The sequence below is a fragment of the Streptomyces sp. NPDC001549 genome, from assembly GCF_042894025.1.
In the GTDB taxonomy this organism is placed as follows: domain Bacteria; phylum Actinomycetota; class Actinomycetes; order Streptomycetales; family Streptomycetaceae; genus Streptomyces; species Streptomyces kutzneri.
This window is the reverse complement of sequence record NZ_JBIAVJ010000037.1, coordinates 21,210-33,267: the sequence shown is the minus strand read 5'-3', so window position 1 is coordinate 33,267 and position 12,058 is coordinate 21,210. Positions and strand designations below refer to the sequence as shown.

Below are 12,058 nucleotides of genomic sequence, written 5' to 3'. Positions count from 1 at the left end.
GCGGGGGGCCCCCCCGCCCGCCCCCCCGCCCCCCCCCCGCCCCCCCCCCCCCCCCCCCCCCCCCCCCCCCCCCCCCCCCCCCCCCCCCCCCAACGGCGCGGGCGCCGAACCGTCTGCTTTCCGGCGCGGCGCCGCTGCCGGGGGGCGCTGCCCCCGGACCCCCGCGCCTCAAACGCCGGCGGGGCTGAATGTGCCCGGCGAGGCTGGATGGGCTCGGACGGGCTGGATTGGGGCGGCGAAGCCGGATGGGCTCGGCCGGAGCCGGATGGGTTCGGCGGGGCTGGGGTCAGCTGCGGCGGCGGCGGAGGAGTCGCTTCGCGCCGAGGACCAGGACCAGGCCGCCCGCGAGGACAAGGGCTCCCTTGCCGAATGTGCCCGTCGGCTCCGCCGCGGTGGCCGCCTCCGAGGGGGCGCCCGGCTGCGGCGAGGCCGAGGCGGCGGCGGCGACCGGGATCGCGATGACCCGGCTGCCCTCGCCCTCCGCGCCGAACATCAGCGTGGAGCCGTCCGGCGTGTACGTCACCGACTCAGCCTGGCCCTGCCACGGCGCGTCCACCCGCTCGCCCTCGCCCGTCGGCAGACCGTCCTTCCACGGGTAGGTGCGGGCCGTGAAGTAGCCCCGCAGCGTCAGCCGGGTGCCGTCGGGGGAGAACGCCCCGTCCGTCACCCACGGCACGGCGGCGACCCGCCGGAACACGTTCGTGCCCCCCGTCGTCAGCTCCGCGGGACCTTCGTACAGGCCGCCCTTGTTCTCGTCCTTGCTCGCGATGTAGACGCGCCCCGTCACCGGATGGACCATCAGGGCCTCAGCGTTGCGCGCCCCGTCCGCGTACTTCACCGTGAACTGCGTGGCCTCGACGGTGACATCGCCCAGCTGTCTCGGTTCCGGGAAGCGGTAGATCCACACGTGGTCCCAGGTGCCGTTGCGGTTGTCGCCGATGTCCCCGACGTAGAGCTGCCCGTCCGGGCCCAGCGAGATCGCCTCGACGTCGCGCGGCTTCCCGATCCCCGTCAGCGTCACGCGGGCCACCGTCCTGCCCGATGCCGAGTCCACCGCGTAGATGTACGGGCCGTCGTCGCTGTCGTTGTGCGTCCAGTACACGCCCGGGTGGATCCGGCTGGCGGCCAGGCCGCTCGACTCCTTGATCCGCGGATCGGAGATGGTGAAGGAGGACGTGGCGGGCGTCTCCGCCGCGAGGGCCGGGCCCGGCAGCACGGCGAGTGCGGCGGCGACGGCGGCGGTGACGGCAACGGCGGCGGTGACGGCGGCGGACGGCATGGGCAGGCGCATTCCCCCAGCCTGCCAGTACGTGCCGCGTGTCCGGCGTCACAGGGGTTTCTGTCGCGCGATCCGCGATGATGACCGGATGCGTTTCATGTTCGTCGGCGACTCCATGACCATCGGACGCGCCGGCGACTACACCTGGCGCTACCGGATGTGGCAGCACCTCAGCTCGACCTTCGGCGGTCCCTACCGGATCGTCGGTCCGCGCTGCGAGCTGTACGACACCGTCGCCGACACGCCCACCAGCCACGCGTACGCCGACCCGGGCTTCCCGGAGCGCGCCCGCCGCCACCTGGCCGGCTGGGGCGAGGGCTGGCAGCACATGGCCCCCCTCATAGGCCCCGCGGTCGCCGACACCGGCGCCGACGTCCTGCTGGTCTCCCTCGGGCTGATCGACCTCGGCTTCTACACCGACGCCGGGCAGACCGCCGACAACGCCCGCCGGTTCATCGCCGAGGCACGCGCCGCCCACCCCGCCGTCCGCATGGTGCTGCTGCCGGTCATCCCGAACAGCCGGGCCGAGGAGGACGCCCCCTTCGCGGCCGAGGTGGCCCGCTTCAACGAGCTCCTCGCGAAGGCGGTCGCCGACCTGACGACCGACGCCTCGCCGATCCTGCTGGCCGCGCGCCCGGACGCGTACGACATCCACCGCGACACCTACGACGGCACTCACCCGAACGCCTCGGGCGAGCACCGGCTGGCGGGCGAGTTCGCGGCCGTCCTGTACCAGGCGTGGGGCATCGGCGGCCCCTACCGGCCCGCGCAGGGGATGTAACACGCCCTTCACGACCGGGTCTTGCTTCGAGCGCACTCGAAGCAGTTGGCTTGGGTCCCATGAAGTACACGCAGCTCGGACGCACCGGCCTCAAGGTCAGCCGACTCGTTCTCGGCACCATGAACTTCGGCCCCCAGACCGGGGAGCCCGAAAGTCACTCGATCATGGACTCCGCGCTCGCCGCGGGCATCAACTACTTCGACACAGCCAATATGTATGGGTGGGGCGAGAACAAGGGCCGCACCGAGGAGATCATCGGCACCTGGTTCGCCCAGGGCGGCGACCGCCGCGAGAAGACGGTCCTCGCCACCAAGGTGTACGGCTCCATGTACCGCGAGGCCGACACCTGGCCCAACTACGACCGCCTGTCGGCGCTGAACATCCGGCGGGCCGTCGACGCCAGCCTCAAGCGGCTCCAGACCGACTACATCGACGTCTACCAGTTCCACCACGTGGACCGGCTGACCCCCTTCGAGGAGATCTGGCAGGCCGTCGAGGTCCTGGTCCAGCAGGGCAAGATCCTCTACGCGGGCTCCTCCAACTTCCCCGGCTGGAAGATCGCCCAGGCCAACGAGACCGCGGCCCGCCACGGCCGGCTCGGCCTGGTCAGCGAGCAGTGCATCTACAACCTCGCCGAGCGGCGCGCCGAGATGGAGGTCATCCCGGCGGCCCAGGAGTACGGCCTCGGGGTCATCCCCTGGTCGCCGCTCCACGGGGGCCTGCTGGGCGGGGTCATCAAGAAGGAGGTCGAGGGCGGCCGCCGCGCTTCCGGCCGGTCGGCGGACGCGCTGGCCAACAGCACGGTACGCGCGCAGGTGCAGGCGTACGAGGACCTGCTGGACAAGCACGGGCTGGAGCCGGGCGAGGTCGGGCTGGCCTGGCTGCTGACGCGTCCCGGGGTCACCGGGCCGATCGTCGGGCCGCGTACGCAGGAGCAGCTCGACTCGGCGCTGCGCGCGGCGGAGCTGGAGCTCTCGCAGGAGGTTCTGGCCGGTCTGGACGAGATCTTCCCCGGTCCCGGGGCGTCGCCGGAGGCCTTCGCCTGGTAGGTCCTGCCCGGGGCAAGACCCCCCAAGGGGTTACTGGCCGACGGCGGCCGCCACGGCCACGACGACGAACATCAGTACGAGCACACCGGCCATGACACGGTTTCTGGTCTTGGGATCCACCCGTCGAGCCTAACGCGGCCCGCCGGCTCTCCCGCACGCCCCCCGGCTCCGGCCGGGGGGCGTGCGGGTTCAGCCGCCGAGCGGCCAGGCCCCGACGGTCTCGTAGCGGGGCTGTTCGCCCGGCACCCCGCTGACGGGGAGGTTGCTGCGGACCAGGCTGAGCGTGTCGACCTGCCAGGGGGTGCCCTCGAAGTCCGCGAGGGCGTCCAGGTAGGGCCGCAGCGGCGTGGTGGCACTGCGGCTGCGGGCCAGGGTGAGGTGCGGGGTGTACCGGCGGTGCTGCTCCATGGGTACGCCGGCCCGCCGGGCGGCGGCGTCGGCCCGTTCGGCGAGCATCCGCAGGGCGGCGAGCTCCCCGGCGGCGCCGGTCCACAGGGCGCGCTCCCCGAAGTGGCCGCAGCCGTGCAGGCGCAGTGCGAAGGGGGGCGTGCGGTGGGCGGCCCGCTCCAGGCGGGTGTGGAGCTCCGGGAGCACCTCGTCCCGTACCTCGCCCATGAAGGCGAGCGTGAAGTGCCAGCCCGCTCGCGCGGTCCACGTCAGGTGGTCGTCGTGCAGTGGGTCGACGGCGTGGGCCAGCTCGGCGACGGCCGCGTCCGGCGGGAGGACGGCTGCGAACAGTCTCATGCGGCGAGCGTAGCCGCGCGCGGCGCCGCTGTCGGGGGCTCTGCCCCCGAACCCCCGCGCCTCAATCGCCGGCGAGGCTGGATTTGGCCGGCGTTTGAGGCGCGGGTCCGGGCGGAGCCCGGTGGGGTCTGGGGCGGAGCCCCGGGGTCAGGCGGCCGGGACCAGCTCGCGGGGGGCGGCCGCGGGGACGAAGGTCACGCCGCGCCGGTTCACCCGCAGCCGGAGGTTGCCGACACGGGCCAGGACCACCGCGATCGCGACCGAGGCGGCCAGGGAGATCACCGCGCCCGAGGCCATGCCGATCCGGGCGCCGTAGGTGTCCGTGATCCAGCCCAGCAGCGGGGCGCCCAGCGGGGTGCCGCCGGTGAACACCATCATGAACAGGGCCATGACCCGGCCCCGCATCTCGGGGTCGGTCGCCATCTGCACGCTGGAGTTGGCGGTGACGTTGACCGTCAGGCCGAAGACCCCGATGGGGACGAGCAGGGCGGCGAACAGCCAGAAGCCGGGTGCGAAGGCGGTCACCAGGAGCAGGACCGAGAACAGCACGGCCGCGGCCACCAGCACCCGCAGGCGGGACTGTCCGCGCCGGGCCGCGAGCAGGGCGCCCGCCAGGGAGCCGGCCGCGATCAGGGTGTTGAAGAGCCCGTACGTGCCCGCGTCCCCGTGGAAGACGTCGCTGACGTAGGCCGAGAGCCAGATCGGGAAGTTGAACCCGAAGGTGCCGATGAAGCCCACGAGCACGATCGGCCAGATCAGCTCCGGGCGGCCGGCGACGTAGCGCAGGCCTTCGCGCAGCTGCCCCTTGGCGCGGGGCCTCGGCTCGACCGGGTGCAGTTCGTGGGCCCGCATCATCAGCAGGCCGGCGAGGGGCGCGGCGAAGGACAGTCCGTTCAGCAGGAAGGCCCAGCCGGAGCCGACGGCGGTGATCAGCACACCGGCGATCGCCGGGCCGACCAGCCGCGCGGACTGGAAGTTGGCCGAGTTCAGGCTGACGGCGTTGGCCACCTGGTCCTTGCCGACCATCTCGGAGACGAAGGTCTGCCGGGCCGGGTTGTCGACCACGGTGACCAGGCCGATCGCGAAGGCGGCGAGGTAGACGTGCCACACCTGGACGTGTCCGGCCAGGGTGAGGACGGCGAGGGCGATGCCGGTCAGGCCCATCGCGCTCTGGGTGGCGAGGAGCAGCGGCCGCTTGGGCAGCCGGTCGGCGAGTACGCCGCCGTAGAGGCCGAACATCAGCATCGGCAGGAACTGCAGGGCGATGGTGATGCCGACGGCGGAGGCGGAGCCGGTCAGCGAGAGGACCAGCCAGTCCTGGGCGATGCGCTGCATCCAGGTGCCCGTGTTGGACACGACCTGGCCGGTGGCGAAGAGCCGGTAGTTCCGGATCTTCAGCGAGCTGAACATGGAGCCCTTGCTCGCGGGTGCCGCGACGGTCGCGGCGGTAGCGGGGGTGGATGTGTGGCCGGGTGCGGAGTCTGCTCCGGTTCCCGTACTCAAAAGCGTTCGCCTCCTGGCGTCGTTCCTACAGGTGCGCGAGCTTCTCCAGGACGGGTGCGGCCGCGCGGAGCTTGGCCCATTCGGCCTCGGTCAGCTCGGCAGCGAGCCCGGCCAGGAAGGCGTTGCGCTTGCGGCGGCTCTCTTCGAGCATCGCTTCGGCCTCCTCCGTCTGGCGGACCACCTTTTGGCGGCGGTCGTCGGGGTGCGGTTCCAGCGTGACCAGTCCCTTGGCTTCCAGCAACGCGACGATGCGCGTCATCGACGGCGGCTGGACGTGCTCCCGCCGCGCGAGCTCGCCGGGTGTGGCCTGGCCGCAGCGGGCGAGGGTGCCGAGGACCGACATCTCGGTCGGGCTCAGCGACTCGTCGACGCGCTGGTGCTTCAGGCGTCGCCCCAGCCGCATGACGGCGGAGCGGAGGTCGTTCACGGCGGCTGCGTCGTCGCCATGGGAAAGGTCATGCATGTACTTAGAATAACTCATTACTCTTCCTAAGGAAAACCGGTTTTCCGGCTCACACCTGGGGTCACTCATACGGGTGAGTCGGCGGCTGAAAGCGACCCGCGTACGCACCCTGTGCCCCGACTCTTTCGGCATGGGGACACATGTGCTGAGCATGCGCATAGACGGGGAGCTCCTCGACAGGCTCCGGATCCACGCCGCCAAACGCGGAATGAGCGTCCAGGACTATGTGGTCCGGACGCTCATTCGCGATGACTTCGACGAGCGCTTCAAGGCGGCCGTCGACGAGACAGAGAAGTTCTACGGGCTGACGTAGCTACTGGCCGAGGCCGAGGGCCGGCATCGCGTAGTAGAAGACGAACACCGCCGACACCACGTACATGGCCACCGGGACCCCGCGGCCCCGGCCGGTCGCCAGGCGCAGCGCGCAGAAGCTCACGAAGCCGATGCCGATGCCGTTGGTGATCGAGTAGGTGAAGGGCATCATCACCATGGCCAGGAAGGCCGGGACGGCGATGGTGAAGTCGCTCCAGTCGATGTCCTTGACCGAGCCCGCCAGGATCAGGAAGCCGACCGCCACGAGCGCCGGGGTGGCCGCCTGGGACGGGACCATGGTCGCGAGCGGGGTGAAGAACAGCGCCACGGCGAAGAGGCCGCCCGTCACGACGTTCGCCAGGCCCGTACGGGCGCCCTCGCCGACACCGGCCGTGGACTCCACGAAGCAGGTGGTCGCGGAGGAGGACGTGGCGCCGCCCGAGGCGACGGCCAGGCCGTCGACCAGCAGGACCCGGTTGATCCCGGGGAACTCGCCGGTCTTCTTGTCGATCAGCTTCGCCTCGTCGCCGACGCCGAGGATCGTGCCCATGGCGTCGAAGAAGCAGGACAGCAGCACGGTGAAGACGAAGAGGATGCCGGTGAGCATCCCGACCTTGTCGAAGCCGCCGAACAGGCTGACCTCGCCGACGAGCCCGAAATCGGGCGCGGCCACCGGGTTGCCGGGCCATTCGGGGACCGTGAGGCCCCAGCCCGAGTCGGGCACCTTCGCGACCAGCTGCACCACGACGGCGGCGACGGTCATGGCCACGATGGAGATCAGGATCGCGCCCGGGACCTTGCGGATCAGCAGGGCGAGGGTGAGCAGCACGCCGATCACGAAGATCAGGACCGGCCAGCCGTCCAGGTGACCGGTGGCGCCGAGCTGCAGCGGGACCGTGGTGTGCGCGGCGTCCGGGATGCGGGAGACGAAGCCCGCGTCGACCAGGCCGATCAGCATGATGAACAGGCCGATGCCGATGGCGATGCCCTTGCGCAGGCCCAGCGGCACGGCGCTCATGACCCGCTCGCGCAGGCCGGTGGCGACCAGCAGCATTACCACGAAGCCGGCCAGGACCACCATGCCCATGGCGTCGGGCCAGCTCATGCGGGGGGCGAGCTGGAGCGCGACGACCGTGTTCACGCCGAGGCCGGCGGCGAGCGCGATCGGGACGTTGCCGATGACACCCATGAGGAGGGTGGTGAAGGCCGCCGTCAGGACGGTGGCCGTCACCAGCTGACCGCCGTCGAGCTGGTGCCCGTACATGTCCTTCGCGCTGCCCAGGATGATCGGGTTCAGCACGATGATGTACGCCATGGCGAAGAAGGTCGCGAAGCCGCCTCGGACCTCGCGGGCGAGGGTCGAGCCGCGCTCGGAGACCTTGAAGTAGCGGTCCAGCGGGCCGGAGGGTTCCTGGGGGGAAGGCTCCGGGGCGGTGGCTGCGAGGGCGGGGGCCGGGGTACTCATACGGTCCTCATTGGGTGGTTCATACGAAGAAAATGGGCCGCGCCCAAACCGTTTCAGTATGAACACATGAACGAAAGGGCGTCCATCTCCGCGCGTAGATGTCATTTCGCGCCGCCTAGACTTGCCGCATGGCGAAATGGATTGCGAAGCACGAGGCGCCCGAGCCCCTGGAGGGCCCCGTCGTCGCCACCGTCACAGGCGGCACGATCCTGTGGTTCGCCCTCTTCCTGGTCCAGCTGCCCTTCTACGGGTGGTTCGCCGACCGGGGCCAGCTGTGGTGGGTCTGGACCTGCGCGGCCGGCGGCTTCCTCGGCCTGATCGGCATCTGGTACGTCCGCGGCCGCGACGCCGCCCTTGCGCGGCACGCGGCGGAACAGGCCGAGGTCGCTGCGCGGGCCGAGCGGACCGAGCGGGACGGGCAGGCCGGGCAGGCCGGGCAGGCGGGCTCGGGGCCGCAGGCCTAGCCGGGCGCGGTGGCCCTGGCCGGGCGCGGCGGCGCGGCTTCGGGTGGCGCGGGACCCCTCCGGGACGTCTCCTCGGCTCGCGAACCCCGGACCGGATCGGCCCGTGGCCCGGCGGTGGGTTCGCTCGACCTGCGGGGACATCCCGGAGTGTCCCCGCCCCACGGCCCGGTACATGGCGATACCAGGGGACGATTCGGGTCATCCTGAGGTCGGATCTTCCTGCTGCTCGGCGGGTGAACTGTTCGAACCGCCTTTAACGTCGAAGGCATGACGCAGCGGGCTGGAACCGAATCCGACGGGCCGGAGCCGGGTGGCGGGACGGCCGCCCCCGCCATCGACGCGGGAGCGGAGCTGGACCCCGTACATCCGGTGCGACCGCCCGTGCCCCGCTTCAAGCCGGGCGGGCTGAGCACCGCCGAGGTCGCCGAGCGTGTCGCGCGGGGCGAGGTCAACGACATTCCCGTCCGGAGCAGCCGCTCCACCACCGACATCGTCCGCGCCAACGTCTTCACCCGGTTCAACGCGATCATCGGCGTGCTCTGGGCGATCATGCTCGTCGTCGCGCCGATCCAGGACAGCCTCTTCGGCTTCGTGATCGTCGCCAACACCGGCATCGGCATCATCCAGGAACTGCGCGCCAAGAAGACCCTCGACAGCCTCGCCGTCATCGGCGAGGTCAAACCCAGCGTGCGCCGCGACGGCCGGACCGCCGAGATCTCCACCTCCGAGATCGTCCTCGGCGACGTCATCGAACTCGGCCCCGGCGACAAGGTCGTCGTCGACGGATCCGTCGGCGAGGCCGACGGCCTGGAGATCGACGAATCCCTGCTCACCGGCGAGGCCGACCCCGTCCTGAAGAAGCCCGGCGACCCGGTCATGTCCGGCTCCTTCGTCGTCGCCGGCGGCGGCGCCTTCACCGCCACCAAGGTCGGCCGCGAGGCCTACGCCGCCCAGTTGGCCGAAGAAGCCTCCCGCTTCACGCTCGTCCACTCCGAACTGCGCTCCGGCATCTCCACCATCCTCAAGTACGTCACCTGGATGATGATCCCGACCTCGATCGGCCTGATCATCAGCCAGCTCCTCGTCAAGGACAACAACCTCAAGGACTCCATCGCCCGGACCGTCGGCGGCATCGTCCCGATGATCCCCGAGGGCCTCGTCCTGCTCACCTCCGTGGCCTTCGCCATCGGCGTCATCCGGCTCGGCCGCAAGCAGTGCCTGGTCCAGGAGCTGCCCGCCATCGAAGGCCTCGCCCGCGTCGACGTGGTCTGCCTCGACAAGACCGGCACCCTCACCGAGGGCGGCATGGACGTCACCGAGCTGCGCCCGCTCGGCGGCGCGGAGCCGGCGTACGTCAAGAGGGTGCTCGGCGCCCTCGGGGAGTCCGACCCGCGCCCCAACGCCAGCCTCCAGGCGATCATCGACGCCTACCCGGACAGCGCGGAGTGGCGCTGCACCGAGTCCCTGCCGTTCTCCTCCGCCCGCAAGTACAGCGGCGCCAGCTTCAGCGAGGGCGACGGCGAGAACAACACCTGGCTGCTCGGCGCCCCCGACGTGCTGCTCCCCGCCGGGGACCCGGCCCTCGACGAGATCAACGACCTCAACGAGCAGGGACTGCGCGTCCTCCTGCTGGCCCGCTCCGCCCGCGAGCTCGACGACGCGGCCGTCGCCACCGGGGTCCGGCCGACCGCCCTCGTCGTCCTGGAACAGCGGCTGCGTCCCGACGCCGCCGACACGCTGCGCTACTTCGAGGACCAGAACGTCAGCGCGAAGGTCATCTCCGGCGACAACGCGGTCTCCGTCGGCGCGGTCGCCGGCAAGCTGGGCCTGCCGGGCGCGGAGAACACCGTGGACGCCCGGGGGCTCCCCACCGACCAGGCCGGCATGGCGAAGATCCTCGACGACAACTCGGTCTTCGGACGGGTGAGCCCGCAGCAGAAGCGGGACATGGTGGGGGCCCTCCAGTCCAAGGGCCACACGGTCGCCATGACGGGCGACGGGGTCAACGACGTGCTCGCCCTCAAGGACGCCGACATCGGCGTCAGCATGGGCTCCGGCTCGGAGGCGACGAAGGCGGTGGCCCAGATCGTCCTCCTCAACAACAGCTTCTCGACCCTGCCCTCGGTGGTCGCCGAGGGCCGCCGGGTCATCGGCAACATCACCCGCGTGGCCACCCTCTTCCTCACGAAGACGGTCTACTCGGTGCTGCTGGCCATCCTGGTGGTCTGCTCGCAGGTCGAGTACCCCTTCCTGCCCCGCCACCTGACGCTGCTGTCCACGCTCACCATCGGCATCCCGGCCTTCTTCCTGGCCCTGGCCCCGAACAAGGAACGCGCGAAACCGCACTTCGTGAAGCGGGTCATGCGGTACGCGATCCCCGGCGGCGTCATCGCGGCCGTGGCCACCTTCGTCACGTACCTGATCGCCCGCCACCACTACACGGGCCAGGGCGCCCTCGAAGCCGAGTCCAGCGCGGCCACGCTGACGCTGTTCCTGACGTCCATGTGGGTACTGGCGATCATCGCCCGCCCGTACACGTGGTGGCGGGTGGCCCTGGTCGGCGCGATGGGCGGGGCGTTCCTCATCGTCCTCGTCGTGCCGTGGCTGCAGGACTTCTTCCAGCTCAAGCTGGTGGGCGTCACGGTGCCGTGGATCGCGGTGGCCGTCGCCGTGGGCGCGGCCGTCCTGATCGAGTTCACCTTCAGGTGGGTCGACCGCAAGTTCCCGGCCTGACCAGGGCCGGTCCGGTCCGGGGCGGGGGCCCGGGTCAGGAGACCGAGACGGGCTGCTGGCCGTCGGCGGTGGCGCCCTGCCGGGGGGCCGGGACGCCGTGCGTGGGGCGGCGCCGGGCGCCGATGTCCTTCAGGCGCATCGCCGGGCGTTCGACCAGGTGCCAGGAGAGCACCGCCGCGAACAGCGCACCGGCCAGGGAGAGCCCCAGGTAGGCGGCGAATCCCCAGCGCGCGCCACCGAGGACGGCCAGCGACTGCTGCACGAGGAAGCCGTAGATGTAGATGCCGTACGAGTAGTCGTGCTTGGCGCCGATCCGCTGGAACGGCTCGGGCAGCCGGATGGCCAGCCACAGCAGCAGGTAGCAGAAGGCCGGCACGCCCAGCGCGAAGAAGTACCCGTAGTGCAGGGTCAGCACGAACACCACGGCGCTGAGGGCCGCCAGCGGGTCACTGACCGGGACGCGCTCCTTGTAGACCTCCAGCACCGCACCGAGGGCGAAGGCGAAACCGAGGTAGATCATGTAGTTCACGCTGTGGGGGCCCATCAGCGGGATGACCAGGTCACCGCCGTGCGTCGCCGTTCCGGCCCCGGCGTTCAGCCGGTTGCCAACGGCGTCACCGACGACCAGGCCGCCCAGGATCACCGCCACCGCCAGGACGGTCCGCCGGGACCGCACCAGCGAGCCGCCCAGGGCGAGCAGGCCGACCCCGAGGTAGCAGAGGATCTCGTAGGCCAGCGACCACAGGGCGCCGTTCATCGCAGCGTTGTGCGTGAGCCCCTTGGTGGCGCCGGTCTCCATCACACCGGATATCCCCCACTGCCCGACGCCGACGGCCCAGTTCGCCTGGACGTAGGCGAAGGGTCCCTGCGGGTGGTCCCAGAACCCTGCCGTGCTGCCGTGCTGGCGCCAGTACAGGTAAGGGGCCACGGCGAAGGCCGTGACGGCCATGCAGACCCAGAAGCCGGGCAGCAGACGCAGCGCCCGGTGCCACAGGAAGCGGCCGACGGGCAGCCGGTTCCCGCTGCGCGTCACGAGGATGCCGGAGAGGAAGAAGAAGCCGAAGACGGCCATCTTCCCGAGGTCGATCTGCCCCTGCGAGAAGCTGTGACCGAACTCATGGCTGCCGAAGCCGAGGATGCGCGCGTGCGAGACCACGACGGCGGACGCGAGGAGCAGCCGCAGGAGGCCCAAGCTGTTGTTCCGGCCGGAAAACAGTTCGGACACCGGCCCGTGGGACCACCGGAAGCCGGCCGAACGGGCTCTC

11 protein-coding genes are annotated in these 12,058 nt (G+C 71.3%); 5 read left to right on the top strand and 6 right to left on the bottom strand.

All coding sequences use genetic code 11. The features are described 5' to 3' along the window. Positions 1-286: 286 nt before the first annotated feature. Positions 287-1,291 (bottom strand): WD40 repeat domain-containing protein, encoded by a 1,005-nt coding sequence (locus ACFY04_RS39105; protein ID WP_389124933.1) that lies wholly within the window; start codon positions 1,289-1,291, stop codon positions 287-289. 76 nt (positions 1,292-1,367) lie between these two features. Here ACFY04_RS39105 and ACFY04_RS39100 point away from each other — a divergent pair, with 76 nt between their 5' ends. Together ACFY04_RS39100 and ACFY04_RS39095 are read left to right on the top strand one after the other, a co-directional pair. After that, complete coding sequence (locus tag ACFY04_RS39100) at positions 1,368-2,060, top strand: GDSL-type esterase/lipase family protein (protein ID WP_389124930.1); 693 nt, start codon at positions 1,368-1,370, stop codon at positions 2,058-2,060. A gap of 59 nt (positions 2,061-2,119) precedes the next feature. Then, a complete protein-coding gene (locus ACFY04_RS39095; RefSeq protein ID WP_389124927.1) occupies positions 2,120-3,109 on the top strand; it encodes an aldo/keto reductase in 990 nt (329 codons plus the stop codon). A gap of 189 nt (positions 3,110-3,298) precedes the next feature. Here ACFY04_RS39095 and thpR read toward each other — a convergent pair whose 3' ends face one another. The 3 genes from thpR to ACFY04_RS39080 form a co-directional block, all read right to left on the bottom strand. Next, positions 3,299-3,853 carry an RNA 2',3'-cyclic phosphodiesterase gene (gene thpR / locus ACFY04_RS39090; RefSeq protein WP_389124924.1) on the bottom strand — a complete coding sequence of 185 codons (555 nt, stop codon included), beginning with the start codon at positions 3,851-3,853 and terminating at the stop codon, positions 3,299-3,301. Between the two features lie 147 nt (positions 3,854-4,000). After that, the gene (locus ACFY04_RS39085) at positions 4,001-5,356 is read right to left on the bottom strand and encodes an MFS transporter (RefSeq protein ID WP_389124921.1); all 1,356 of its coding nucleotides are present in this window, start codon (positions 5,354-5,356) and stop codon (positions 4,001-4,003) included. Between the two features lie 25 nt (positions 5,357-5,381). Further along, positions 5,382-5,819 (bottom strand): MarR family winged helix-turn-helix transcriptional regulator, encoded by a 438-nt coding sequence (locus tag ACFY04_RS39080; RefSeq protein ID WP_389124918.1) that lies wholly within the window; start codon positions 5,817-5,819, stop codon positions 5,382-5,384. A 130-nt stretch (positions 5,820-5,949) separates the two neighbouring features. On the opposite strand from ACFY04_RS39080, the gene ACFY04_RS39075 reads away from it, so the two are divergent. Next, positions 5,950-6,132 (top strand): hypothetical protein, encoded by a 183-nt coding sequence (locus tag ACFY04_RS39075; protein WP_030010567.1) that lies wholly within the window; start codon positions 5,950-5,952, stop codon positions 6,130-6,132. On the opposite strand, the gene ACFY04_RS39070 is transcribed toward ACFY04_RS39075, so the two are convergent. Then, positions 6,133-7,596, bottom strand: a complete 1,464-nt coding sequence (locus ACFY04_RS39070) for an NCS2 family permease (RefSeq protein WP_389124915.1) — start codon at positions 7,594-7,596, stop codon at positions 6,133-6,135. It lies immediately after the preceding gene. Positions 7,597-7,724: 128 nt separating this feature from the next. Here ACFY04_RS39070 and ACFY04_RS39065 point away from each other — a divergent pair, with 128 nt between their 5' ends. Together ACFY04_RS39065 and ACFY04_RS39060 are read left to right on the top strand one after the other, a co-directional pair. Continuing rightward, positions 7,725-8,060, top strand: coding sequence for a DUF2530 domain-containing protein (locus ACFY04_RS39065; RefSeq protein WP_389124912.1), 336 nt, complete (start codon positions 7,725-7,727; stop codon positions 8,058-8,060). A gap of 267 nt (positions 8,061-8,327) precedes the next feature. Then, positions 8,328-10,793 (top strand): HAD-IC family P-type ATPase, encoded by a 2,466-nt coding sequence (locus tag ACFY04_RS39060; RefSeq protein ID WP_389124909.1) that lies wholly within the window; start codon positions 8,328-8,330, stop codon positions 10,791-10,793. 34 nt (positions 10,794-10,827) lie between these two features. Here the strand turns inward: ACFY04_RS39060 and ACFY04_RS39055 are convergent, their stop codons facing one another. Next, positions 10,828-12,018 (bottom strand): acyltransferase family protein, encoded by a 1,191-nt coding sequence (locus ACFY04_RS39055; RefSeq protein WP_389124906.1) that lies wholly within the window; start codon positions 12,016-12,018, stop codon positions 10,828-10,830. Positions 12,019-12,058: the final 40 nt, after the last annotated feature.